Annotated in this window: 23 protein-coding genes; 9 read left to right on the top strand and 14 right to left on the bottom strand. The window is 63.7% G+C overall.

The features are described 5' to 3' along the window. Positions 1-243: 243 nt before the first annotated feature. The 4 genes from SB764_RS26455 to SB764_RS26440 form a co-directional block, all read right to left on the bottom strand. Positions 244-792, bottom strand: a complete 549-nt coding sequence (locus SB764_RS26455; RefSeq protein WP_410865548.1) for an NADPH-dependent FMN reductase — start codon at positions 790-792, stop codon at positions 244-246. Positions 793-895: 103 nt separating this feature from the next. Then, positions 896-1,669 carry an ABC transporter ATP-binding protein gene (locus SB764_RS26450; protein WP_156773735.1) on the bottom strand — a complete coding sequence of 258 codons (774 nt, stop codon included), beginning with the start codon at positions 1,667-1,669 and terminating at the stop codon, positions 896-898. A 44-nt stretch (positions 1,670-1,713) separates the two neighbouring features. Further along, the gene (locus SB764_RS26445; protein WP_375790432.1) at positions 1,714-2,568 is read right to left on the bottom strand and encodes an ABC transporter permease; all 855 of its coding nucleotides are present in this window, start codon (positions 2,566-2,568) and stop codon (positions 1,714-1,716) included. Positions 2,569-2,627: 59 nt separating this feature from the next. Continuing rightward, positions 2,628-4,055, bottom strand: coding sequence for an ABC transporter substrate-binding protein (locus SB764_RS26440; protein ID WP_410865546.1), 1,428 nt, complete (start codon positions 4,053-4,055; stop codon positions 2,628-2,630). Between the two features lie 507 nt (positions 4,056-4,562). Here SB764_RS26440 and SB764_RS26435 point away from each other — a divergent pair. From SB764_RS26435 to SB764_RS26425, 3 genes are all read left to right on the top strand, one after another. Beyond that, positions 4,563-5,771: an alpha/beta hydrolase family protein gene (locus SB764_RS26435; protein ID WP_065059817.1), complete on the top strand. Its 1,209-nt coding sequence runs from the start codon at positions 4,563-4,565 to the stop codon at positions 5,769-5,771. A 146-nt stretch (positions 5,772-5,917) separates the two neighbouring features. Further along, positions 5,918-6,289 (top strand): translation initiation factor Sui1, encoded by a 372-nt coding sequence (locus tag SB764_RS26430; protein ID WP_074985577.1) that lies wholly within the window; start codon positions 5,918-5,920, stop codon positions 6,287-6,289. Positions 6,290-6,598: 309 nt separating this feature from the next. Next, positions 6,599-7,243 (top strand): hypothetical protein, encoded by a 645-nt coding sequence (locus tag SB764_RS26425; protein ID WP_074985524.1) that lies wholly within the window; start codon positions 6,599-6,601, stop codon positions 7,241-7,243. Between the two features lie 46 nt (positions 7,244-7,289). Here SB764_RS26425 and SB764_RS26420 read toward each other — a convergent pair whose 3' ends face one another. The 3 genes from SB764_RS26420 to SB764_RS26410 form a co-directional block, all read right to left on the bottom strand. Then, on the bottom strand, positions 7,290-7,604 hold the full coding sequence (locus tag SB764_RS26420; RefSeq protein ID WP_065059814.1) for a helicase: 315 nt from the start codon (positions 7,602-7,604) through the stop codon (positions 7,290-7,292). A 350-nt stretch (positions 7,605-7,954) separates the two neighbouring features. After that, on the bottom strand, positions 7,955-8,731 hold the full coding sequence (locus SB764_RS26415) for an IclR family transcriptional regulator (protein ID WP_065059813.1): 777 nt from the start codon (positions 8,729-8,731) through the stop codon (positions 7,955-7,957). A gap of 24 nt (positions 8,732-8,755) precedes the next feature. Beyond that, positions 8,756-9,877 carry an FAD-dependent monooxygenase gene (locus tag SB764_RS26410; protein ID WP_065059812.1) on the bottom strand — a complete coding sequence of 374 codons (1,122 nt, stop codon included), beginning with the start codon at positions 9,875-9,877 and terminating at the stop codon, positions 8,756-8,758. A gap of 293 nt (positions 9,878-10,170) precedes the next feature. Between SB764_RS26410 and SB764_RS26405 the strand changes: the two genes are divergently transcribed. The 3 genes from SB764_RS26405 to SB764_RS26395 all read left to right on the top strand — a co-directional run bounded on the left by SB764_RS26405 (position 10,171) and on the right by SB764_RS26395 (position 14,042). After that, positions 10,171-11,496: an aromatic ring-hydroxylating dioxygenase subunit alpha gene (locus SB764_RS26405; protein ID WP_321867303.1), complete on the top strand. Its 1,326-nt coding sequence runs from the start codon at positions 10,171-10,173 to the stop codon at positions 11,494-11,496. 34 nt (positions 11,497-11,530) lie between these two features. Further along, complete coding sequence (locus SB764_RS26400; protein ID WP_408592025.1) at positions 11,531-12,535, top strand: PDR/VanB family oxidoreductase; 1,005 nt, start codon at positions 11,531-11,533, stop codon at positions 12,533-12,535. 94 nt (positions 12,536-12,629) lie between these two features. After that, positions 12,630-14,042: an MFS transporter gene (locus SB764_RS26395; RefSeq protein ID WP_176081028.1), complete on the top strand. Its 1,413-nt coding sequence runs from the start codon at positions 12,630-12,632 to the stop codon at positions 14,040-14,042. 107 nt (positions 14,043-14,149) lie between these two features. On the opposite strand, the gene SB764_RS26390 is transcribed toward SB764_RS26395, so the two are convergent. The 7 genes from SB764_RS26390 to SB764_RS26360 all read right to left on the bottom strand — a co-directional run bounded on the left by SB764_RS26390 (position 14,150) and on the right by SB764_RS26360 (position 22,810). Then, positions 14,150-14,365: a hypothetical protein gene (locus SB764_RS26390; RefSeq protein WP_231957541.1), complete on the bottom strand. Its 216-nt coding sequence runs from the start codon at positions 14,363-14,365 to the stop codon at positions 14,150-14,152. A 129-nt stretch (positions 14,366-14,494) separates the two neighbouring features. Beyond that, on the bottom strand, positions 14,495-14,767 hold the full coding sequence (locus tag SB764_RS26385) for a hypothetical protein (RefSeq protein ID WP_410865542.1): 273 nt from the start codon (positions 14,765-14,767) through the stop codon (positions 14,495-14,497). Between the two features lie 153 nt (positions 14,768-14,920). Continuing rightward, positions 14,921-15,679, bottom strand: coding sequence for an amino acid ABC transporter ATP-binding protein (locus SB764_RS26380; RefSeq protein ID WP_074985508.1), 759 nt, complete (start codon positions 15,677-15,679; stop codon positions 14,921-14,923). Next, positions 15,679-16,356 (bottom strand): amino acid ABC transporter permease, encoded by a 678-nt coding sequence (locus tag SB764_RS26375; protein WP_065059807.1) that lies wholly within the window; start codon positions 16,354-16,356, stop codon positions 15,679-15,681. The genes SB764_RS26380 and SB764_RS26375 overlap by 1 nt, the downstream gene beginning before the upstream one ends. Positions 16,357-16,369: 13 nt before the next feature. Next, positions 16,370-17,149 carry an amino acid ABC transporter substrate-binding protein gene (locus SB764_RS26370; protein WP_065059806.1) on the bottom strand — a complete coding sequence of 260 codons (780 nt, stop codon included), beginning with the start codon at positions 17,147-17,149 and terminating at the stop codon, positions 16,370-16,372. A gap of 212 nt (positions 17,150-17,361) precedes the next feature. Next, a complete protein-coding gene (locus SB764_RS26365; RefSeq protein ID WP_410865539.1) occupies positions 17,362-20,181 on the bottom strand; it encodes a Tat pathway signal sequence domain protein in 2,820 nt (939 codons plus the stop codon). Between the two features lie 7 nt (positions 20,182-20,188). Then, positions 20,189-22,810: a TonB-dependent receptor domain-containing protein gene (locus tag SB764_RS26360; RefSeq protein WP_183039854.1), complete on the bottom strand. Its 2,622-nt coding sequence runs from the start codon at positions 22,808-22,810 to the stop codon at positions 20,189-20,191. A gap of 299 nt (positions 22,811-23,109) precedes the next feature. Here SB764_RS26360 and SB764_RS26355 point away from each other — a divergent pair, with 299 nt between their 5' ends. From SB764_RS26355 to SB764_RS26345, 3 genes are all read left to right on the top strand, one after another. Beyond that, positions 23,110-23,661 (top strand): sigma-70 family RNA polymerase sigma factor, encoded by a 552-nt coding sequence (locus SB764_RS26355; RefSeq protein WP_410865537.1) that lies wholly within the window; start codon positions 23,110-23,112, stop codon positions 23,659-23,661. A gap of 14 nt (positions 23,662-23,675) precedes the next feature. Continuing rightward, complete coding sequence (locus SB764_RS26350) at positions 23,676-24,632, top strand: FecR family protein (RefSeq protein ID WP_410865535.1); 957 nt, start codon at positions 23,676-23,678, stop codon at positions 24,630-24,632. Between the two features lie 108 nt (positions 24,633-24,740). Further along, positions 24,741-25,487: a DUF6250 domain-containing protein gene (locus tag SB764_RS26345; protein WP_176081033.1), complete on the top strand. Its 747-nt coding sequence runs from the start codon at positions 24,741-24,743 to the stop codon at positions 25,485-25,487. Positions 25,488-25,495 lie beyond the last annotated feature (8 nt).

Genomic DNA, 25,495 nt, shown 5'->3' with positions numbered 1-25,495 from the left:
AATGCCCAAGCCGATGCAGTGACTGCATCGATAGGGGCTTTCAGTGCGCTTTCGCGGGAGGCCAGGCAGCTGCGTACATTTTCGCGTTTCGCGTGGAGTGTAGGTGTTTCCGGTTTGCTGGGCGTGGGTTTAACGCCCGTCTGGTTACGTCTTTGTAGCAGCGCGAATCGTAGCACGAACGGGTAATTTCTATGGGCCGATGTGTGAATCTCTGCCGCTTGTTCTATGAATGGCAATCGCGTTTCACACCGCCTCCGCAGCCTGCCTCGAACGAACAAACGCAACGACATCGGCGAGAAATGCAGCGATTGCCGTTTCATTTTCGGGCAAGCGCAGCACGGTCAACATTTCCGACGGCGACTTGCCAACCAGCGGAACGCGCAGAAAAGCCGAGTCGATAAAACCATCGCTGACCGTAGAGAGAACGAGCCGTAGCGACGCCAGCATGTCATTGCCGCGGTGCGACGCATGAGCAAGCGCGATCGGCTTCCCGATCACTTCGAATCGGGACACCATCCAGTCGATTGCGTTCTTGAGTCCGCCGGGAATCGCCCTGACGTATTCGGGGCTTGAAATAATGATTGCGTCGGCGTCCGCTACGAGGTCAATGAATCGGGCTACTGGCGCGGGCAATTCCGCGCGCTCCGAGTCGGGAGAAAAAACGGGTAGCGTGTCGAGCGATGCGAAGACCGATAACGTTATGCCTGCCGGCAAATGGTCCTGCATCGCTACAAGGAGCGCGGTATTCGTGGACTCGCGGCGCGCGCTCCCCGAGATGGCCAACAATTTCATGTCGATTTCCTGTCTGGACACATATTGTCCCATTGCGGAAATCTTAACGGAAAGTCGACGGTCTGGATGCGGATGCAGGCCGCCACCCGAACGCGCGCGCAGCCTAGTTCGTTGCTTCGCGCAGCAAGGCGAGCAAACGGCGTTTGGTATCGACGAAACCCGCTTCCGTTGTGCTTTCGTCGTTACGCGGCCTCGCGAGCGGCACGGCGATATCGGCGACGAGGCGCGCGGGGCGTTGAGACAGCATCAGGATGCGGTCGCCGAGAAATAGCGCTTCGTCGATATCGTGCGTGACGAACACGACGGTCGTGCGAATCTTCGCCCAGATGTCGAGCAGCAACGTTTGCATCATGCGGCGCGTTTGCGCATCGAGCGCGCCGAACGGCTCGTCCATCAGCAGAATGCGTGGGCGGTTGATTAACACGCGCGCAATCTCCACGCGCTGCTGCATGCCGCCCGACAACTGCGCGGGATAGTGCGACTCAAAGCCGGAAAGGCCGACCAGGGCGAGCAGTTCGGCGGCTTCGCGTCGCCGCTCGCGCGCGCCGACGCCCTTCATTTTCAGCCCAAAAGCCACATTGTCGATCACGCGTTTCCACGGAAACAGCGTGTGCTGCTGGAACACAAGGCCGCGATCCGGATGTGGACGGTCGACCGCGAGATGATCGACCGCGACTTCGCCGCGCGTGGCCGCAATGTGCCCCGCAATCGCACCGAGCAGCGTGGATTTTCCGCAACCGGAGGGGCCGAGTATGCAAACGAATTCGCCGGGTGCGATGTCGACATCGAGTGAATCGAGCGCGGCAATACGCGCATGCGGCGCCCCGACTTCTACGGTCAATGCGCGCACCTCGATACGCCCGGCTGCGTGTGCCACTGACGTCCTGACGAGAGTTTCAGGTTGAATGGCGGATACGGTGCTCACCGGCGTGCTCCATTGCGTCGATACCACGGTGTCAACGCCGCGCCCATGCGCTTGATGAGCATGCTGCTGCCCATCCCGAGCACGCCGATCAGCGCCATGCCGACGACGATATCGGCGTAATTTTGCAATGTATAGGATTCCCAGGTGTAGTAACCGATTCCATATTGACCCGCGATCATCTCCGCAGTCACGAGGCAGAACCAGGCGGTGCCCATACCAATAGAAAGACCGGTGAAAATCGAAGGCGCAGCGCCCGGCAATATGACTTCGGTATAGAGCGACAGCGAGTTCGTACCCAAACCGCGTGCCGTAGCGATAAGCCGCTGATCCACGGCTTCCACGCCATGAATGGTGTTCAGCAGAATCGGAAACAGCGCGCCGATGAACGTCACGAACATCATGCTGATTTCCGAAGACGGAAACATCAGAATGGCGAGGGGAATCCACGCGACGGCAGGAATGGGACGCAGCATTTCGAGCGGCGGCATCAGAAGATCTTCAAGCAGCGCATACCGGCCAATCGCGAGTCCGAGTCCGACACCCACCACGGCCGCCGCGCAGAAACCGGCCAGCACGCGCGTGATGCTCGCGGCCAGATGCATGGGCAATTTCGGCGAGTGGAGCAAGGTCCACAGCGCGGGAATGGCGTCGGCGGGTGAGGGCACATTCGCGAAGGTGACGAAGCCCAGCGAAAGATGGATGTGCACGGCCGCTTGCCAGAGCGCGACGAATAGCAGGATCGCGGCCACGCGTCGCGTATAGCGGCGCGTCGGCACGCCGCGTACCGTAGCGGGGTCCTTCTGCGCGGAGTCGGTGGCGACCGGGCGTTGTCGGCCCGTGAGGTCGAGCATGGCGGACATGCGGATTCCTCGTAAATGAAAATGTTCGACGGGGACGGAAACCGAAGCGATCAGCGGGAAGCAATGGCTTGCTGCGCGCCGGAGACGGCCGCGGTGTAATCGACGACCGCGCCCGACGTTTGCTGCGCGTAGGTATCGGCGCCCGACTTCTGCAGAAAGGCGGTAACTCCGCCGCGCGCATCGCGCACATACCACGCATCGGACGCAAAGAGCTTTTGTCCGCTGTCGTGATCCTGTACGTAGACCGCGCGGGGCTTGCTGCCGGATTGTTCGAGCTTGGCAAGCGCGGCGAACGCTTCCGCGGCGCTGGCGTAATTGCGCACGTGCGCTTCATTGCCGAGCCAGATTTGCGCGACTGCGTGGAAGTCGCGAATGGGTTTGCCGGTAATCGCGTCGTTTGCAACCAGCGGCTGACGCGCGTAGTTCTTCAACGCGGCGTCATAGTCGAGTCCCGAATCCTTGAACGCCTGGCGAATGTAGCGGTCGTCGATAAACGTGTTGGCGTCGAGATTGACGTCCGTTTTCTTGAGCAGCCTCAGCGTGTCGATCGCCGTGGCCACGGCCTGGCGATATTCGGGCTTCCATGTCAGATCGCGAGTCTGCAGGCCGAGCGGACCGTGATAGAGATAATCGACCGGCGCATCGATGCCCGTCTTTTTTTCGATCAAGACGCTGTATTTCTCGGGGTCTTCTCCGATCAGGCGATTTGCCTCAATGGTGGCGCGCAGATACGCGACCACGACCTCGGGGTATTTCTGCGCGTAGGCGGCGTCGACGAGCGCGCCGTGAAAAGTCGGCGTATGGCTTTGTGCGCCATCGTAGATTTTGCGCGCGATGCCGCGATACGGGAACAGGTCGGCGAACGGCACGAAGTCGGCATGGGCGTCGATCTTGCCGGCCTTCAGCGCGCTGCCGGCCACTTCCGGCGCTTGCGTGATGATGTTCACGTCAGTATCGGGATTCCAGCCTTGCGCCTTGATTGCGCGAAGGAGCATGCCGTGCGCGGTCGATGCAAACGGCACGGAGATTGTCTTGCCTTTCAGGTCGGCGAGCGAGTGCACCGGAGAATTGACGGGCACGACGATGCCGTTGCCGCTGCCATCCGTGCTGCCTTCGAGCACGGTGATGAAAATGCTTTTACGGCCTGCCTTTTCGAACGCCGCGCCGTTGAGCGAGCCCGGAAAATCCGCCATCGCGCCGAAGTCGAGCTTGCCTGCCACCATTTCATTTGTGAGCGGCGCGCCGGAGGTGAAGTCTTTCCATTCCACGTCGTATTTCACGCTCGCGTATTTACCGGTGTGCGGCAGATATTTGTCGAGCAGATGCAATTCACGGATCAGCAGACCGCCGGTCGCGCAATTAATGGTGGTGTCCTGCGTGCCGATTGCAACGCGAATGGTCTCGGCGTGGGCTGTCACGGCAGTGGAGAGCAGCAGCGGCGCGGCGAGAAGACGAATGAGCCGTTGGCGTGTTTTCATGGCTGATCGGGCAAGTAGTGTGGGTGGTGGCGTGTGGAAATATTCTTGGCTCCTCGTCGGGAGCGCAGGTGGGCGTCCGTGAGACGATCACCGGTCGGCTGGCGCGCGGCATCCGATTCGTCGGCAACATGCATCGCTTGTCATAACAAGATGTGAGGCAGACTACTTTGACTTTTATCCGCGACAAACCAACTAATTCAGATATCTATTTCGCGCGATATCGGTGAATGATGTTGTGTTGTGAAATGCGATGTTGTGGCGGCAGTGGGGCGGCAATGCGGAAAGGCTGGCGCGGGCAGTGCAGATTGGTGTGTGCGGGAGAGGCTGAGGCGTTGGACGTGCGTGGCGTCGTTTAAGGGTTTGCTAACCTTGGCTTTTTGGGTGGCGATTCGTGTCGGCGGAGAGTGCTGTGCGGGAGGGGGAGTCGACCAAACGCTGTCAGTCGACACCTCGTGCCAAACCGTTGACAATCACCCCATCGGCGATGCCAACCCACGGGAGTGAAACATGTCTGCGATCTTCAAAGACGAACTTCACGAACAACTCGGAACCTGGCCGCTCGCCTACATTCCTTACGGCGGCGCTGACTATGGCGAGGTCGAGGCAATCGCCCGGACGATTGGAGACGGAGACGACGCCCTCTTTTATGACGCCTGGAGCGCAGCCGCTGATCGCATGATGGTCGACGGTCGACAAGCTGAAACCCAAGGCCATCGGGCTAGTGCGAGAGAGTGTTTTCTAAGGGCCGCGTGCTTTTATGGCAAATCTTTTCATCCCTTGTTCGGACAACCAGTCGATCCCCGTGTGAGGTTGGGTTCTCAAAAGCAAATCGCGGCATTCGAGCGCGCGCTCGCATTAAGCGAGCCGGCCATTGTGCGCCAGCATATTCCCTTTGAAGGGACCTCGCTGCTCGCTTATGTCATCCCCGCGCAGGGATGCGCCAACGAAGTTCGACCGCTCCTGATCTTCAACAACGGATACGACGGCACGATTACCGACCTTTTCTTTGCATCTGCGGTCGCCGCATCCCGGCGCGGCTACCATTCATTGATCTTCGATGGTCCCGGGCAAGGTACGACCTTGATCGATCACGGCATCACGCTCAGGCCGGATTGGGAGAACGTGATCAGTTCGGTGATGGACTTCGCATTAACGCTGTCGAATGTCGATCCGCTCAAGATCGTGTTGTGCGGTTGGAGTCTGGGCGGCTACCTTGCGCCGCGTGCGGCGTCTGGCGAGCGTCGTCTTGCGGCCTGTGTCGCGGACCCCGCGCTAGCTTCCGTGGCGGATGGATTCCGCACGTATGTGATGAAGTTGGGCGCGACACCTGACGAGGCAGCAAACCTCGGCGATTTGCCGGAGGCGCTCATGGAACGCCTCACCCACATCGTGGCAAACGACAGGAAATTGACCTGGAGTATCGCGAAGCGCGGTTACTGGGTGAATGGCGCCGGGGCACTGCGCGACTATCTCGCATCGGTTGAACACTACACGATGGATGGGCGTATCGGAGACATTCACTGTCCGACTCTGTTCACCATGGCCGAACACGATACCCTCGCCGCTGGAACGCAAAATTTTTTCGATGCACTACGCTGCCCCAAAACCCTGATTCGATTTAGCAGCAATCAGGGAGCTGGCGAGCATTGCGAGATGCGCAATCGTTCACTCGTCAATCGGCGTGTACTGGATTGGATAGACGAAGTGCTGGCTTAGCGCGATGGTGTCGCGGGTGACCGCTTTCGCGTCACTGCAATGTCTCCTTTGTGTCGAACTCCGACATCAAACGAATCAGAACGCACCCAGGAGCAACAACCGCAACCTGCTAAACTAGCTGATTGCTGGCCTTTATGTCTTTGTGCATGTCTATCGTCAAGAGCAGTTCGAAGGGTGGCCTCGTTTACTCAACAGACGGCGGACGCATGTGTCCCGAGTGCCGCCACGCGGTCACGGAGTGTATATGCAAGGCGATTGCCCGGACACAACCACCAGGGGACGGCGTCGCGCGGGTCGTTCGCGAGACCAAAGGCCGGGGCGGGAAGAGCGTGACGGTCGTGAGAGGATTGGCGCTCGACCCCGTTGCCCTTGCCTCGCTGGGCAAACAATTGCGCACCGTCTGCGGTTCGGGTGGAACGGTCAAAGATGGCGTGATTGAAGTACAGGGCGATCACTGTGACCGTATTATCGAAGAGCTCAAAAAGTCCGGTCATCGGGTGAAGCGCGCCGGTGGCTAATTCCGTCGATTGACGCAGGCGAAAAGCGTAATCGACCAAGCTCGGCGCTAACTCGCCAACCGCGTCGATTCACGAACGTCATCGCGTAATCGAGCGCTACCCGTCACTTTCATCCGATCCACCATGGATCGATCACACCACGCTTTGGGTGCATCGATGACGACCCGAGCCGCGCCAGACACTTCGAACTAGCGAACTAGCGCACCAGCGAATCGCCCCAGACACGATCACCCGACCGCTCAAACAGGTGCGAATTCGGTCGTCAGGGGCGGCCATTCGCGAGACATCAATCATGCAGGAGAGAGGCAAATGAAGAAAGGAAAGACGAAACTCACGCGTCTTGATGCTGAACGACTTTTCGAGGGACTTCCCGCCTCGAGCGCACGCGTGTCGAGCCGGCCCGAGAACCCATTCGATACAGCGGTGTTCACCAAGAGCAAACGCGTCGACGACGAAGCCAGACTCTGGAAAGACAACCTCATCACGTTCCCACTGGCGATCACATTGCCTGCGGGATATGCCTCGGTATCCGCCTTGCGCGAGGCGATGGTACGCGCATGGCGCGTGAGGTGGGTGCGGGAGGAGGGAAAGCTCGTGGTCGCCGAATTTCCCGAGGGTTGGACTGCCGTTCGTCCGCAGACTGGCCCCATTGAGTTGCGCGACTCGGCCGGCGTAGTCCGCGCCCTTTTTGGATGGGCCGAAGACGCCGAACTCCGGATTCTGCCGAGGTATCAGGTCGAGTCGCAGACGAACAGTTCGAGTGGACTGGGCAGCCTGCTTGTCAGAGATAGAGAAAACGGCCAGATTCTCGAGAGATCGTCAATCTGGTCCGCTAAAACGGGCACCCATCATCCGGATTGGGGCAAGCTGTCACTGTGGCTCGGTTCACGTTACCCGCAACATGGCGATCCGCTGCGCTACTGGAGCGATTGCGAGGCAAACATCAAAAATTAGCCGATTTTGCGGATTGCGTCACGGCCAGATTCGCTCGTGTCGTTTTCTATGCGTCTTTCAGCCAGGGCATTTCCACAGGTGACACCACCAATTGCCGGGACTCACGCTCCAGCTCAAAAATGAACCCGACCAGGATCATGGAGTCGGCATAGGGAATCGGAAATACGTGAGGATTTTCTGCGGCGCGTAGCGGGCGCGTGGGCGTGTCCGCCGTTGTTGCGGCGTTTTCGCGGACGCTTTCCAGTTCGTCGGCCATCGATTGCCCACTGAGTTTCATAACGCGGCTACGCAGGTCGATGAAGGGTTCGATGCGCGCCCCGTCTTCATTGTATTCGGGCACTTCATAGATAAACCAGGACACTTTTCTCTCCCAGAAAAAGGCAGCTATTTTAACAGCGGGCGTGCCAGGCGACTCGACGCTGCTGCCTCGATCACTCGCAGCAAGTGATGGCAATGAAAACGGCCAACTGCGAGTAACGGCGTCGTCGGCGGAGTACGGCCATGGACACGCGGTCGTAGCTGGCGCGCTTATTCTTGAGCCGTTATGACGAGATCACGACGGCATGCCGACATTTCAATTTTCCGTCCAGGCCTCGGGTTTCGCAGCAAACATTCATTTCTACGGCGATCGGGAAACGATCTCAGCCATTCAGCGCCGTTACTAGCTCGCACGTCCCCCGAAATCACCAATCTCACCGATCGCTTTCACCCTCAAAACACCGACCCCGCAAGCGCATTCGCCGCCGCCTTCACGCTGTTCTCAACCTTCGCCCGCAAGCCCGTATCGGCCAAAAACGCCGTATTCGGCCCGGCAACGCTCAGCGCCGCGAGCACGTCGCCGCGCGTGTCGCGCACGGCGACCGCGCAGGAATCGATACCCGCCTCCAGCCCGGAAAAACTCCACGCATAGCCTTTCTCGCGCACGGTATCGAGCGTGCGCTCGAGCGCGTTCCAATCGGGCGGCGCGTCGATCCCCGGCTGATTCGCGTAACGCGCGCGCAGCGCTTCACCGTCGGCTGATGCAAGCATGGCCAGCCCCGGCGTCGCGCGATGCGCGGGCAGACGGCTACCCACGCGAATGCGCGTCACGAGCGGCGTATCAGGCGTTTCGCAAATCAGATAGACGATCTCCGCACCTTCGAGCACGGCGAGAAACGCCGACAGCCCGGTCTGTTCGACGAGCCCTGGCAGAATCTGGCGCGCGCGCGCCGTGAGATCGGACGCGCCGAGCGCGCTTGCGGCGAGCGTCAGAAACGGCAGGCCGAGCCGATGCGAGCCGCCCGCCGGCCGCTCCTGAATCAGCTCCGCCGCCTTGAGCGACTCGATGAGCCGCATCACCGTGACCCGGTTCACGCCGATCTGCCGCGCGACGTCGCTGAGGTTGGCCGTCGAGCCGCCTTCCGCGATGTAGCGCAGCAGGCGAAACGCCCGCTCGACGGGAGAACTGGCCGCCTCGGCGGATGAGGGGGAAGACGTATCCGTACGCATCTGATCCTGTTGAAAAGCGTGCCGTTATTGCAGCGGCACCGTCCACGCATCGTAGCCATAGACCCAGTCGGCGTTGCCGCCGCTCTTGAGCCAGTTGTTGCCGCGCGAGCCAATCTGCACGCGCGCCGTGCGCTCCTGGCGCGCACGTGCATAGCGTGCGAGCGCGTCGTCGAGTCCGGCGGGCGCGACGTCGGTCAGCGCGCGCGAAAGCACCACGGCATCCTCGATCGCCATGCCCGCACCTTGCGCCATGAACGGCATCATCGGATGGCAGGCGTCGCCGAGCAGCGTCATGCGCGCGCCGCTCCATTGCGGCAACGGATCGCGAATATACAACGCCGACGCGAGCACCGTGTCGCAAGCGTCGAGCAGCGCGCGCGCTTCCGGGTGAAACGCGGCATAGGCGCGGCGCAGCGCGTCGGGGTCGCCGGGCAGCGTCCACGATTCGTTGGTCCAGTCGCTTTGCGACGTGGTCGCGAAAATGAACACATCGCGGCCACGGTTGAGCGGGAACGTGACGATCTGCAGGTCGTCGCTCGGTCCCCACCATTTCACGAACGCGCCCGTGTCGATGCCGCTCAGGCGCTCGACGGGCACGACCGCGCGGTACGAGACGATGCCCGTGAACTGCGGATGCTCCGCGCCGAACAGATGGCGGCGCACGCCCGAGTGAATGCCGTCCGCGCCGATCACGAGGTCGAACGCGTGCGTCGTGCCGTCCGCGAGCGTGATCGTGGCCGCATCGGTCTCCTGCGCGAACGAGACCGTGCGCTGGCCGAGGTGCAGCACGCCCGGCGCGAGCGCGGCTTCGAGTGCGCTCATCACGTCGGCGCGATGCATCGTCAGCTGCGGCGCGCCGTACTGGCGTTCCGCTTCGTCCGACATGGCGAGGCGCGAGGTTTCCTCGCCGGTGTCCCACATGCGGCTGATGCGGGCGTTGGGCCGCGCGGCCGTCTCGCGCAGTTGTTCGCCGACGCCCAGCCCGTCGAGCGCGCGGACCGCGTTCGGCGTGAGATTGATGTCCGCACCCACGCGCCCGAAGCGCTCCGCCTGCTCGAACACCGTCACGCGATGTCCCGCGCGGTGCAGCGCGATCGCCGCGGCCAGTCCGCCAATTCCGCCGCCCACCACTCCAATTTTCAGCATGTCTGTCTCGTCCGTCCGGTTGCTCGATAGGTCTTCACATGTTCAAAAATGAACACATAGAACATAAATGAACCGACATTCTGCGGCGGAAGATTTTTGACATCAAGCAAAAAATGCAGCGATCGACGCGATGGGATGGGGTCAGGGCACGCGATCACGTTTGAGACGATCGGCGACTTTTTTGGATTTTGAGGAAGTTGTAAGCGCGCATGCCGTCGCCAAAAATGCACTCATCGACGGCCATGCACCGCAGGCGCATGACGCCGCGTTTCCAACGAGTGAGGACACAAGACATGTTGAGCGCTGAAAAAAACCGGTTGCTGACCGAGGTGGGCCCGGGCACCCCGATGGGAGACTATCTGCGCCGTTACTGGCATCCGGTGGCGGGCGTCGCGGAATTCGACGACAAGGCGGTGCGTCCCATTCGCCTGTTCGGCGAGGACCTCGTGCTGTTCAAGGATCTGAGCGGCACGTTCGGGCTGGTGCAGCGTCGCTGTCCGCATCGCAACGCCGACCTCGCGTTCGGTTTCGTCGAGCAGTGCGGGCTGCGCTGCGCGTATCACGGCTGGGAGTTCGATGCGAGTGGGCAATGCACGCATCAGCCTTTCGAGGAGATCGTCGACGTCGATGCGCGCCTGCGCCAGAAGACGAAAATCACGGCGTACGAAGTGCGCGCGAAGGCGGGCATGATCTGGGCGTACATGGGCGCCGCGCCCGCGCCCGAACTGCCCGACTGGGAGCCGTTCAACTACGCGAACGGTTTCGCCCAGGTCGTGATGGCCGAGATTCCGTGCAACTGGTTTCAGTGCCAGGAAAACTCGATCGATCCGATCCATTTCGAGTGGACGCACAACAACTGGACCTCGCGTCAGCAGGACAGTCACGCCGAACACGTGCCCACGCATCTGCGCACGCAGTACGAGGAGTTCGAGCATGGCTTCATCTACAAGCGTCTGCGCGCGCATGAAAACGAAGCGAACCCGATGTGGACCACGGGCCGCGTGACGCTCTGGCCGAACGGTTTCTATCTCGGGCATCACTTCGAATGGCGCGTGCCGATCGACGACCAGAACACGCTCAGCATTCTCTGGGTGCTCAACAAGGTGCCGAAGGAGCGCGAGCCCTACGTGCAGGAGCACATTCCCGCGTGGTACGGGCCGCTGCGCGACGAGCAGGGCGAGTGGATCACCTCGCACGTCGCGAATCAGGACTTCGCCGCGTGGGTCGGGCAGGGCGCGATTACCGACCGCACGAAGGAAACGCTCGGGGCGAGCGATCGCGGCATCGTGATGCTGCGCCGGCGCTTCTTCGAGGAACTCGAAGCGGTGGCGGCGGGCAACGCGCCGAAGGGGCTCATCACCGATCCGCAGGCGAACCACAACGTGTTCCTGCCTTCGGCGTGCCGCGACGAGATGATGAACGGGCTGCCGCGCGAGGCGCTGGCGGCGCATCCGCTGCTGGGTGCGTATCTGCGCGATTTCATCGGCCAGTATGGTCAGCCGGAAGCCGTGCGCGAGGCGTATGAAGCCGCGATCGGGCAGAAGGTCGAGCGCGCGCAATTTTTCTCTGTGCATGGCGTGCGTGCTGAAGCGAACGAGAACGACGAAGCCGCCGCTTGACGCCAACCGAAGGATTTTCCGGAAGCCTCGTCACATGATGAACGACTCCACTCACGGCCCGAATGTCGGCTCGCAGGCCCGTTTGCAAGCCCGCTTGCAGGCGCGCGTGCGCACGCTGCGCCACGAGGCGCAGCGCATTGCGAGCATCGAACTGGTGCCCGTGGAAGGCGACGTGTTTCCGCCTTTCACGCCCGGCGCGCATCTCGATGTGCATCTGCCCAACGGCCTCACGCGCAGCTATTCGCTCGTCAACGCGCCTGAAGAACGCGGCCGCTATGTGATCGGCGTGCTGCACGACGCAAAGAGCCGCGGCGGTTCGCGCTGGCTGCACGAGGAGCTGCGCTGCGGCGCGACGTTGTCGATCGGCGCGCCGCGCAACCACTTCGCGCTCGACGAAGCGGCGTCGTCGACGCTGCTGGTCGCGGGCGGCATCGGCGTGACACCGATGCTGTGCATGTATCGCAAGCTGCGCGAGCGCGGGCAGACGGTGCAGTTCGTCTATTGCGCGCGCAGCCGCGGCCAGGCCGCGTTTCTCGACGAACTGGCCGCGCTGGGCGGCGACGTGCTGCTGCATTTCGACGACGAACACGACGGCCTGCCGTTCGATCTGGCCGCGTGTCTCGCGCGTCAGCCGAAGGACGTGCATGCGTACTGCTGCGGCCCGGGTGTGATGCTCGATGCGTTCCAGGCAGCGTGTGCCGACGCGGGCATCGCGAACGTGCATATCGAACGCTTCGCGGCGAGCGCGCCGGTCGAGAGCACGCAGCGCACCGGCTACACGGTGGAACTCGCGCGCAGCGGCCGGACGCTGTTCGTGCCCGCGGGCAAGCCCTTGCTCGACGTTCTGCTCGACGCCGCCGTCGATGTCGAATACAGCTGCCGCGAAGGGCTGTGCGGCGCGTGTCAGACGCGCGTGCTCGGCGGCTGCGTCGATCATCGTGACAGCGTGCTGACGCAATCCGAACGCGCCGCGAACGACGCCATGATGATCTGCGTGTCCGGTGCGCAAAGCGGCACGCTGGTGCTCGATCTTGCCTGACGTCGTCTGACTGTTCATCTATCGCGCGCTGACCCGCGCGATTTTCCCGCTGTTTTCCGATGTTTTCCCCACAAACGTTTCCTTCGAGGACACGATGGAACTGACACGTCTTGCGAACGAGTACGAGACGATCGACGACGCGCGCGTCGCCGGTCGGCATGAAGCCGCGCTGATCTCCGCGCGCATCGAGCGTCTGCCGTTCACGCGCTGGCATACGCGCGTGCTCGGCATGATCGGGCTCGTGCATATGACCGATGCCTTCGACGCGCTGACCATCGCGTTCGTGATGCCGGTGCTGATGGGCCTCTGGCATCTCACGCCGACCGAGGCGGGTTTGCTGGTGTCGAGCGGCTATGTCGGGCAGACGATCGGCGCGCTGCTGTTCAGCGCCGCCGCCGAGCGTTTCGGGCGTCTGCGCGTGTTGCGCTGGCTGCTCGTGCTGCTGGCGCTCGGCAGCGTGGCGTCGGCTTATGCGCCGGGTTACGCGGTGTTTATCGCGCTGCGTCTGTTTCAGGGCATCGGGCTCGGCGGCGAATCGCCGGTGTCGGCCACGTATATGAACGAAGTGTGCCCCGCGCGCATTCGCGGCCGCGTGATCTTCGTGCTGCAATCCACGTTCGCACTCGGCAATCTGGTGGCGGCCATCGCGGCGCTCTGGCTGATTCCGGCTTACGGCTGGCAGATCATGTTTCTCGTCGGCGGCTTGCCGATCGTGCTGGCGGCGATTCTGCCGCGCGTCGCGCCCGAGTCGCCGCGCTGGCTCGCGATCAACGGACGCGCCGACGCCGCGCGCCGCATCGTAGACGAGATGGAGCGCACGGCGCCCGCCGCGCGGCTCGCCGACGCAAGCACGCCCGAAGTCGTCGCGCACGGCACGCAGGAACAGAAGGAATCGTTCCGTGCGTTGTTCGCGCGCGGCTTCGCGCGGCGCACGCTGGTGGTCTGGCTGATGGCGGGTTGCGGTAGCCTGACGACTTATGGGATTCTGGTCTGGCTACCGTCGCTCTATCGCACCGTCTATCACCTGCCGCTGGAAGTGGCGCTGCGCTACGGGATGGTGAGCATGATCGCGACGCTGTTGGGCACGTTCATGGGCACCTTTGCGATCGACTGGCTCGGCCGCAGAAAGACGTTCGCGATTGCGTTTCTCGGCGCGGCGTTGCCGATGTGCTGGCTCGCGCTGAGCGGCACGCGGGTGCCCGCCGGCCAGGTGCTCGTGCTGGCCTCGATGAGCGTGGCGATGATCGCGATCGTGCAATGCGGCATCTACGTCTATGCGCCCGAGGTGTATCCCACGCGTATTCGCGCGACCGGCGCGGGCGCGGCTTCGGCGATTACGCGGATTGCGTCGGTGATTGGTCCGCTCGTGATCGGCACGTTGCTGACGTATCTGCGTGTCGAAGCGGTGTTCGGTTATTTCGCGCTCGTTTCGCTGCTTGGCGCGATCGTGATCGGCGCATTCGCGATTGAGACGCGCGGGCGCAAGCTCGACGAGATCGCAGCGTGAAATGAGGCGCGCTGAATGCGCGTGTGATGCATTCGCTTTCAGCGCGCCTTTATCGCCAAGGTCAGTTTGAATGACCGCGGCGACGGCGATAAACCGCCGCAGGCAGATTACTGATCCTTCGCGTCCTTCACGCGCGCATCGGCTTTTTCCTTGTCGGCGTCGGCTTGCGCGTCGGTCTTTTTCTTGTCGGCCTTGGCCTGGGCGACAGCGGCCTTCTTGTCGGCCTTCGCCTGCTCCTTCTCGGCCTTCTTGTCGGCGTGCGTGGGCGGCGCGGCGTTCGGATCGTTGTTCGTCTGCGCGGCTGCGCCGGTGGCGATCGTCATGGCGCCGGCCGCCGAAAGAGCGAGTAGGGCGGCAGCGAGGCCGCGTGCGGGTTTGCAGATCGTCGGCATAGGTTTCTCCGTTTAGTGTTGAATGTCAACGGAGAGCCAGCAAATGCCGTGCCGCGCGTGTTAGAGACTGGAAGGTGCGCCGGGCGTCTGTTCCGAAGCGTGCTGATATGCCTGCAACGTATGGAGCGTCGTGCGCCTGGACAGGTGATACATCTCGCGCAACGAGACCTGTTGATAGCGGGCCGCATCCTGAATGCCATTGGCCGACGACGCGCGCGTATCGCGATAGCCGCCCGAAATTTCGAATGGCGCGCTGATGCGATAACTCGCCAGCGCCATAGGTATTGAACACGGCGGTATCGGTGAAAAGCGAATGTCCGCCTGGTCGATCAAGGGCATTCGGATAATTCATGCCGGGCAGCCGCTTTTCAGGCTGCCCGCCACGCGCCAAAGCCGTATTGCACGCTGCCGCGTAAGCCCGAAATCGTCGGCGAGGTTGCGGTCGCGGTCGCGTAGAAAGCGCGATTTAGTGCCTAAAAAAGGCACTCAAACGATAGGCGCGGCTTGCGTAAGCGTAGAAATGAATCGCGCGGTGCGCGCGTCGCGCGGGCGCGAGAACAGTTCGCTCGATGGACCGGCTTCCACCACCGTGCCGTCCTTGAGAAAGATCGCATCGTGCGCGACCGACGCGGCGAGCCGCAAATCGTGTGTCGCCATCAACATGGTCGTGCCTTCGTTCGCGAGCTGGCGGAGCACGTCCACGACTTCGGCGGACAGTTCGGGATCGAGCGCGGAAGTCGGTTCATCGCAGAGCAGCACTTGCGGCGACGGCGCGAGCGCGCGTGCAATCGCCACGCGCTGTTGCTGGCCGCCCGAGAGCGTGCTGGGCCATGCTTCGGCTTTGGCGGCGAGGCCCACTTTGTCGAGCAGCGCGGCGGCCCGTTCGCGCGCACGTACGCGATCCCATTGCGGCAGAATCACGAGCCCCGCCATCACGTTCTCGATTACGCTCAGATGCGGGAACAACTGGAAGTTCTGGAACACCATGCCGGTATGGCGGCGCACTTTCGCAATCTCCGCCTGCGCAATGCGCCGTCCTGGCGAGAACGTGATCTGCGCATCGCCAACACGCAGCGTGCCGCTGTCCGGCACTTCGAGCAGATTCACGCAGCGTAGCAGGGTGCTTTTGCCGCTGCCGGACGGGCCGATCAGCGCAGTCACGCTGCCCGCCTTGAGTGTCAGTGCAATATCGATCAGCACGCGATGCTCGCCGAACGATTTGCCGATGCTGTCGAATTCGATCATCAGCGGCCCGGCGAAAAGAGCGCGTGGCGACCGAAGCGCGCTTCGAGCCGGAACTGCGCGCGCGACAGCACGGAACTGAACGCCAGATAAATCAACGCGGCCTCGCTATACAGAATGAGCGGTTCGTAGGTCACGGCCGCAATGCGCTGCGCGGCCTGAAAAATCTCGGGCACCGTGAGCACGGCGGCCAGCGATGTGTCTTTCACGAGCGCGATAAAAGCGTTCGACAACGCGGGCAACGCCACGCGAATCGCTTGCGGCAGAATCACGCGACGCAGCGCCTGCGCGCGCGTCATGTTCAGCGAATACGCGGCTTCCCATTGTCCACGCGGAATCGATTCGATCACGCCGCGAATCACTTCGGCGTTATACGCGCCCACGTTCAGCGAAAAGCCGATGATCGCCGCCGTCAACGGATCGAGCACGATGCCCACGTTGGGCAGGCCGTAAAAGATCACGAATAGCTGCACGAGCAGCGGCGAGCCGCGAAACAGCCAGATATAAAAGCGCGCGGCGGCGCTGGCCCAGCGCGGACCGAACAGTCGCACGAGCGCTACCCAGAACGCGAGCGCGACGCCGATCGCGAACGATGCGAGCGTGAGCGGCACAGTGAACACGAGCCCCGCGTAAAGCAGCGGCCAGAGCGATTGCGCCATTAAATGCAGCCATGCCGGCATCGTTCAGCCCGCCTTATTGCGAGACGTCTTTGCCGAAATACTTCTGCGAAATCTTCGCGTAGGTGCCGTCGGCCTTGATGTCGGCGAGCGCCTTGTCGATGGCCGCGACCAGCGCCGGATTACCCTTGCGCAGCAGCACGGCCGACTGATCGCCGGCGCTCGACGTGTCGGTGGCCACGATCTTCAGCTTGGCGTCGGGCTTGTGCTTGCGGAAATCGAGGTACGACAGCGAGTCGTTGACCGTGGCGTCCACGCGGCCCGAGGTCAGCAGATCGATCGACTCGTTGAAGCCTTGCACCGGCACGACATCGGCGCCGTGCGACGCGGCGAGCTTGCCGAAATTGCTGGTGAGCGTATTCGCCGACTTCTTGCCTTTCAGATCGTCGAAGGAATGAATCGTGGTGTTGTCGTCGCGCACGATCAGCACCGCATGCGTGGCGATATACGGCGTCGAAAAGTCGTATTTCACCTTGCGCGCGTCGGTGATCGACACCTCGTTGATGACGGCGTCGTACCGATTCACGTCGAGACCGGCGATCAGTCCGTCCCACTTTCCTTCGACGAATTCCGGCTTGACGCCCAGACGTTGCGCGATGGCGCTGGCGATGTCGACATCGAAACCCGTGAGCTTGCCCGTTTCGTCGTGATACGTGAACGGCGCGTAAGTGCCTTCGGTGCCGACGCGGAACACGCCGGACGACTTCACCTGGGCCAGTTCGTCGGCGGCGAACGCGGGCGCGGCGGCGACCGCCGAAAGGAGTGTGGCGAGCAAGACGGAGCGGATAGCTTTCATGGTGGTAACTCGCGTGTGAATGCTGCTGAATAGTGGGCTCGATGCGTGAGCCGCACGATTCTACTGACCGCGCGTTCGACCACAAAAGCGATGATGCGCTATTCATATGCCCGGGCGGAATATCACGCTACGGGGCGTTTTCGCGCGCTCGCAATCGTTAGAAGGAAAAACGAATTCCTTATTCGATTGCGATGCGCGCGCCTTCGATGGGCTTACACGTCGTCGGGGACGAGCGCGAGCAGGCCGATCGCACCGAGTCCCCATTGCGCGGTGGAGTTGGTCGAAACGCGCGGCGCTTCGTCCACGTCGTAGAGCACGGTCGGCACGCGCACGCGCTCGATCACGAAGTCCTCGAACGTGCTGCCCGCGTGACCGGCGAGGAACTGTGTCCACGCGCGATGCGCCAGTGCGCGGTCGCCGGTTTCGCTCGCCGCGTAGGCGAGCAGTCGCGCATGGCCCTGATTCAGATTCAGCTTGCCGAGCGGTTGCCCGAGCGCCGCGCGCTGAGCGTCGGCGCTCGCGGAATAAAGCGTGCAGTATTGCAGCCAGGCCGTGCGGAACGCTGGCACATCGAGCACGCGCAACAGCTCGCCGCAGATTTCGGGCAGACCGAACACGGCGCTCAGATGCGAGACCGACAACGCGCCGCTCGCGTCGCGCGCGAACGCGCCCGTGCGCAGATCCATCACGCCGTAGCCCGTGAAGAATCCATGCGGCTGCGCGGCGATGGTCGTCATGCTGGCGACGAGTTTGTCGCGCCAGGCAGGATCACCCGTGCGTTCCCATTCGGTGAGCCAGGCTGCCGCCACCGCGCCCCAATCCGTGCCGAACGAAACGGTGGCGTGATGCGCGCGATCGTCGGGCGGAAACGGCTCGCCGATCTTGCGGCCCGGCAGCACGTCGCGCAGCCGCTCGACCGCGTTGATCTGCGCGCGCATGAGGTCGCCGATGCGCTCGTCCGCGCTCACGTAATAGTAGAAGCGGTGATTCGCAACCGTGGACACGCGCAGTTGCTTCGCGCTGTCGCCCCAATGCTGGACGTCGTGACGCGAGCCGAGCGGACTGAACGGCCCGATGTGATGAACGTCGACTTCGCTGCCGTGGCGCGTCATGGCTTCGGCGGTGCGGAAGGCGTCGGCGCGGCCCGAGTGCAGCCAGTAGTGCCAGAGCCAGATGCCGCTGCTCAGCTCGCCGTTGTCCCACGCGAAGCCGCCGACGTCGTAGCGCCAGACGTGACGCGTGGCGTCGTAGGTGTGCATCACGTCGCCGAAATCCCAGAAGCCGTACCACTTGCGCTGCTCGATCTGGCCGCGATAGAAGTCGTAGTTCCAGTCGAGCGCGCGTTGCGTGCGCGCGATCACGGGCGCAGCGGCGACGCGCGACGCGCGTGGACGCCAGTACGGATCGAACGCTTCGGCGCGATGCATCCACGCACGCGAAGGTAGCAGACGCGGCGGCGTTTCGATGCGCCGCGCGATGTCGATCAGTTCGGCATTGGTCGGCGTGCGCGGCAGCAACTGCAGTTCGATTTCGCTCGTGCGCGCCACGCCATACGGCGTCATGAAACCCGGCTCGTAATCCTCGTAGGTGATGTCGAGAGCGTCGCGTTGCAGCGCGTAACTCGTTTCGCCCATGCCGTCGTGATACGGGCGCAGATCCATGCCGGGCGCGTCGGGCGCCCATAGCCAGAGCGTGACGGTGGCGCGTTCGCTGTGCGCGCCGCGAATGTCGAGTTGCGCCGGATAGCTCTGCCAGAAGTGGCGGATGCCGAACGCCACGCTGCCTGAAAGCGCGCCGAGGCAAGCCGTGCCCGCCGCGCGCGTGCCGCTCGCTGCGCGAATCCAGCCGCAGCCGCTTTGTGTGCGTTTGTCAATCGTGAAGCCGTCGGCGTTCGGCTGGAGCAGCGTGTAGTCGCCCCAGGCGGGCACGAAGCGCAAATCCCTCGCGGATACAGGGCCGAGCGCGGAAGCGGGCGGCGTGACCTCGCCCGCGAATTGTGCGGCTTCCACGCTCGCGCCGGGGCTGCGGCGCAGGCCGGTGAGCGTGCGCACGGCCTCGGCGAAGACGCCGCCGTTGTCGCCCGTGAAGCGCACAAAGCGTTCGTGTGGCTCGCCGTCGAGCGGCATATCGAAACGCAGGCCCACGCCGCGAATGAAGCTTCGCTGTGGATCGGCGTCGTAGACGAGGCTGTGCACGATGCGCACGGCGTCCGAGCCGCGATAGAAGTAAAGCCGCAGCACGAAGGGCAGCAACGTGGCGTTGCTGCCTTCCTGCGCGTGCGTGCCGGTGAGCTTGACGACGGCGCGCGCCGGGCCGTTTTGTTCGAGCGTGGCATGCTCGATGCGGCCCGTGTAGCGTTCGCGTGCGGTCGCTTGAGCTTCGTCGTCGTGCTGTGCGGTAGGCGCTTCGTCGGTGAGCACAAGGAGGCGGCCGTCGCGCAGCGTCGCCTGGCCGTTGCGGCTCAACGTGTCGAACACGCGCGCGCCATTGAGTGGCAGCGTGGCCTGCAATACGCCCGTATCGATGCGGATGAGGTCGCCGTCGAGATGCGCGATGGCGGGCGCATTGTTCGTTTCGTCGGCGCGCGCCGCACGAGGTTCGACGATGAAGTCTCGAGGCGTTTCGCCGCCATTTTGCAGCGCTGCGAGCGCTTGTGGTGCGAGCGTATGCGCCGACCATTTCAGCGAGCCATCGGGCCAGTAAGCCAGCGGCCACGATTGCAGCGCGACGCGCCCGGACGCAGACGTTGGCGTCGCTGCCGCGTGCGCGAGGCGCAAGTCGAACGCACTGTGCGCATCGACCGCGCCGCGCGGCCACGGCACGCCCCACGTCGCGCCGATGAACGATTCGGGCGTGGCGCGCAGCGAGCCGTCGAGCCAATGCACGCGCGCTTCGTTCGCGTTGGCATCGTCGATGCTGTCGGCGTAGGAAGCAGAATGCGCGCGCGCCGCCGTGGACGCATCGGCGAGCGTTCCGCCTACGGCCAGCGAAGCGAGTTTGAAGAAGGTTCGGCGATCGAATCCGTTGCTCATCGCGGCCTCAGAACTGATAGGTCAGCGTGCCGCCGATCGTGCGCGGTTCGCCGATCCAGCCGAGCACCGACCCGTAATCGCTTTCCACGAGCCGCTGATAGTAGGTTTTGTTGAACAGATTGTTGACCCAGAGCGAGGCGGTCCAGCTGCCGCGACTGAATTTGCCGCCCGTGCCCGCCGAAAGCGAGACGAGGCCATAGCCCGGAATGCGCGTGAACGCCGAGTCGTCGACGGTGCCGTACATCCACGTGCGATACGAATAGCGCGCGCTCACGAACGAAGTGAGGCCGTTGAGTGTGTGCCACGTGTAGCGCGCCGTCGCATTGAACGTGAGCTTCGGCGCGTTGAAGACCTGATTGCCCGTGAGGTCGCAGATCGCGGTGGAACCGGACGGTCCGAGCGTGACTTCGGGCGGGCAGATCGCGTGGTGATAGTTGAGGTAGCGCGCGTCGTTATAGACCGCGGATGTCTGCAGCAGCAGATGATCGTCGGGCGTGTATTGCAGTGAGAATTCCGCGCCGCGCGAGCGGAACGTCCCCGCGTTCACGAGGTAGGTCGATTGCGTGCTGGGGTCGTAGCTCTGCGTCTGGAACGCGTTCACGTAGGTCAGGAACACGTCGGCTTTCGCGCTCAGCGAGCCGTCGAGCAACGTGCCCTTGATGCCCAGTTCCGCGCTCTTGGTGCGTTCGGGTGCGATCACAAGTGAGCTGTCGCCGGCCTTCGATGCCGCGCCCGCCGAGACGTTCAGGCCGCCCGCTTTCTCGCCGTACGAGAGCGCGAGATAGCTGCTCAGATCGCGTGTGAGCAGATACTTGAACGCGAGCGTGGCCGAGGGCAGCGTGTTGTATTGAACAAGGTAACCGGAGTTGAACGGCGCCTTGTTATAGCGGATGAACTGGCCGCCTTTCTTGTCGTAGGTGAGGCGCACGCCCGCCGTGATGTCGAAGCGCGGCGTCACGTGGAAGGTGCCCTGACCGAAGCCCGACCACACTTCGTCGTGCAGCGTGCCGTAGCGAATGATGTCGAGCCCGTCGTAAGCCGTGCTGCCGTAATAGAGGCCCGGCAGCTTGCTGTCGGCGTAACGCGTGAAGGCTTGCGTCGCTTCGTTCTCGCCCATGTAGGTCGCGCCCACGGCCCAGTCGAAGTATTGTCCGTGCGGCGAATCGAGGCGGAAATCCTGCGACCACGAACGGTCGAGAAACTGCGTGCCGCTGTTCGCGTAGACGGGCACGCTCAGGCTGTCGGCCACCGAAGGCACGTAATTGAAGTAGCGATACGAACTCACGGACCGCAGGTTGTAGCCGTTGTCGAAGCGATAGTTCGCCTCGGCCGAACCGCCGCCCTGCACGAGATGCATGCTGTTTTCGTCGTCGAGCGCGACGTTGTGATCGTCGCCGCCATACACCACGCGATTGCCGATCAACGACGAATGCGTGAGAAAGCTGTTCACGCCATTCACCGAATTCGACGAATACGTCACCGGCGTGGGCGAGTCGTTCTCGTTGCTGTAATCGGCGCTCAGACGCAGGCTGAACTGATTGTTGGGCTTGAAAAGCAGCTGGCCGCGCACGCTGTTGCTCGAATTGCCGTTGAGCGTGTGGCCGTTCGTGATGTTGTTGACGTCGCCGTTGGTGCTGTTGTGCACGAAGTCGATGCGGCCCGAGAGCATGTCAGCGATTGGCCCCGAGAGCATGGTGTGATTGAGCACCGTGCCGCGCGAGGCGAACGAGAGGCTTTCGGAGCCGGTCAGCGTGGAACTCGGCAGCGGCGTGTGGATGTCGATCACGCCGCCCGTCGAGTTCGCGCCGAACAGCGTGCCTTGCGCGCCGCTTAGCACGTCGACGTAATCGACGTCGGCGAGTGCGCCCGCGAGCATGCCGGGACGCGGCAGGTACACGTTGTCGAGATACACGGCCACGCTGCTCGGCATGCCGATGTTCTGCTCGCCGCTCGTCTGGCCGCCGCCGTCGCCCACGCCGCGGATCGTGATCTGCGTGTCGGACGGATCGGTGGTCTGCACGTTCAGGCCGGGCACGAGCTGCTGAAGATCCGCGAGCGAGGTGATGTGCTGCTGTTGCAGTTCGCGGCCGGTCACGCGGTAGCTCGACGTCGGCGTGCGCTGCGGGTCGTCGCGTCGCGCGCGCGTGGCGCTCACGGTCACGGTGCCCAGTTGCGTGGTGGTGGTCGTGTCGGCGGTGGCGGGCGGGGGAACCGGCCGCTGCGGCCGGTCAGCTTTTGGGCGCGCGTCCTCCGTCGCGGTGGCGGCCGGCGCGGCGCGGCGCACGGCGAGCGCGTGGCTGTCCGTGGTCACGACTTCGAGACCGGTGCCCTTGAGCGCCTGTGCGATCGCGCCTTGCGCTGTGAGCGCGCCGCTCACGGGCGCGGCCTGCACGTGTTCGACGAGATGCGGGTCGTAGCTGAGCGGCACGCCGCTTTGCGCCGCGATGGACAGCAGCGTGCGGTTGAGCGGTTGCGCCGCGAGATGGAAAGTGTGCGTCGAGGCGTCCTGTGCGAGCGCGGCGCCGGCTGCAAGAAAGAGCGCGGCCGAAAGCGCGATTGAGAGCGTGTTGCGGGCGCTGGCCGGACGGCGCGCGCTGCGGCGCGATGCCGGGGTACGGGGTCGTTTCACGTTAAGCCTGTCGTTATGTCGATGATCGAAGCGTTCGGGATGCGCGGCATGCCGATGCGCGGGTGAACGATGGCCATGTGCAACGAGCATCGAAAAGCGTCAGCGAAACAGTGCAGTCGGGCAGGATTTTTTTGTGTGGCGCTCCGAATCATTTATGCAATGCGCAGCACCGTGCGCGTCATATCGATTCGAGAATCCGTGCTTTGGACGGCTGCGCCCGCAACTTTAGAATCGCCGCTCCAGCCTCAGCCCAACTTGCCTGCTCACGCGTTGCGCGCAATGCGTTCAGTCCGACCGTCATGGCGATCCGATCCCAAAGCCTGTCCGCCGGCCGCGCCGCCGACGCCGAGGCGCTCACCAATCCGGCGCGCGAGCGTTTCCTGTCCGACGAATTCCGCCGCAGCTACGGCTGGCTCACGGGCTGTATGCACCGTCTCGTCGGATCGAGCAGCGACGCCGAGGATCTCGCCGCGAGCGCGTTCACCGAGCTGGCCGCGCATCCGGACGTCAGCGCGATCCGGCAGCCGCGCGCCTTGCTCACGACAATCGCGCGCCGGCTGACGTTCGAGCATTGGCGTCGACGCGATATCGAACGCGCCTATCTCGCGCGGCTCGCGCTCGCACCCGAACCGGTTGCGCCCGCGCCCGAGGTCGCGCTCGAAGCCGTGCAGGAGATCCTGCTGATCGACGCGGCCTTGCAGCAGCTTTCCGCACGCGCGCGAGAGGCGTTCATCCTGAGTCAGTTCGAAGACATGAAATACGCCGATATCGCGGTGCGGCTCGGCGTGTCCGCGAGCATGGTGCGCAAATACGTCGCGCAGGCGCTCGTGCTGTGTTGCGAGGCGGCATGAGCACGGCGCGCGTCATGAGGGGCACCGAGGCGGCCAGCGCGCGGGGCGCTGTCGAATGGGAAGTGCGCCTGCGTGAAGGCGAACTCGATGCGCGTGAACTCGCCGCATTCGAAGCGTGGCAGCGCGACGAAGCGAACGGCCGCGCGTGGGCCGCGCTGCAGACGCGGCTCGCGCGCATGCGGCCCGGCGGCGCGGCTGAACGCGCGGCGGCGGCCGAGGCGTTGCGGGTGCCGTCGGCGCAGCGCCGCAAGCTGCTGCGCGCGGGATTTGGCGGCGTGGCGCTGGCGCTTGCGGGCGTGGCGCTGCGCGAGGGCGTGCATCGGCTCGGTCTCGACGCGGACTGGCAGAGCGCGATCGGCGAACGGCGCACCGTGAGTCTCGCCGACGGCTCGCAAATGACGATCGACGCGGGCAGCCGGGTTTATCGCGTCGATCGTAGCGATCGCAGCGTGGGGTCTGGCGACCGCGTGCTGCGCGTCTCGGCGGGGCAGGTGCTCGTGCATATGCGGGCGTCGCATGCGGGACTTCTGCGCAGCATCGAAACCGAACATGGCGTCGTGCAGACCGAAGGCGGCACGATCAACGTGGGGCGCATCTATCGGCATAGCGTGGTCGCGGTGGGCAAGGGCGAGGCCGTGGTCCTGCAGCCGGGACGCCCGGCGCTGCGCGTGGCGGCGGGTGAGAGCGTCGCGTTCTCGTCCGATGGCGCGCGACGTCTCGCGCAGTCGTTCGATCTGGTGAGCGCTTGGACGCGCGGCATCTTCGTCGCCGACAACGTCTCGCTCGACGCACTCGTGGATGTCTTCAACCGCTACGAGCCGGGCGTGATCCGCGTGACGGGCGAAGCCGGCGAGGCGCGCGTGAGCGGCGTGTTCCTGCTCGGCGACATTCCGCGCGCGCTTACGCAGGTCGCGGAAAGCGCGCCGGTCCAGCTCACGCGCGTCGGTCCGTATCTGAGCGTGTTCAGCTAGATTTTTTCGCGTACGCGCTGACGCTTTGCGCGTCTCGTTGCACAAGGTGGGCAGAAGCCGCTCGCGCGGCTGTTCCCCTAACCGATGCAACGTGACGGAGTCCCCGCCGTGCGCAGACCTTCTTTCGCCGTGCGCGTGCTGCCAGCCTTGCTGGCGCTGCTCGCCGCGTTTCCGTTGCACGCCGCGCCGCGCGCGATCCTGCGCGAAGACTTTGCGTCGTTCGACGCGCGTCGCTGGATTGTGGAGGCCGAGCCTGATTCCAAGACTGTGCCATCGACGAAAGCGAGTATTGACTCGCATTCGTCACGCAAATCGTCGCCGGTTTACACCGATCACCACGCGCTGGTGCTCGACAGCGCGCGCGGCCTGACCGTCTGGCTCGACCGGCGGCTCACGGGCCACTACGAAATCACCTATACGCGCACCGTGCTCGATGCGGGCGGGCCGCATGACCGCGTCTCCGATCTGAACCAGTTCTGGCTGGCCAGCGCGCGCGGCTCGAACGGTCGCGTCGCGCCGTTCGGCGGTTCGGGTCGCTTCGAGGATTACGACGCGCTCGATCTGTTCTACGCGGGCATCGGCGGCAACGGCAATACCACGACGCGCTTTCGCCGCTACGACGGCACAAGCGCGCGTCCGCTGCTCGCGCAATACACGACGCCGCCCTGGCTGCTGCGCGCGAATCATCCGTACCGCGTGCGCATCGTCGTCGACAGGCGCGGCACGCGTTTCTATCTCGACGGCAAGCCGTATTTCGCGGCCTCGCCGCCGCTGCCCGACGCGGGCTGGTTCGGTTTTCGCTCGACGGCCTCGCGCCAGACCATCCGCGACTTCTCCATTCGCGCGCTGCCTTGAAGGCGTCG

This window comes from Paraburkholderia sp. SIMBA_027, assembly GCF_046535315.1.
Lineage (GTDB): Bacteria > Pseudomonadota > Gammaproteobacteria > Burkholderiales > Burkholderiaceae > Paraburkholderia > Paraburkholderia tropica.
This window is presented reverse-complemented; position numbering and strand designations above follow the sequence as displayed.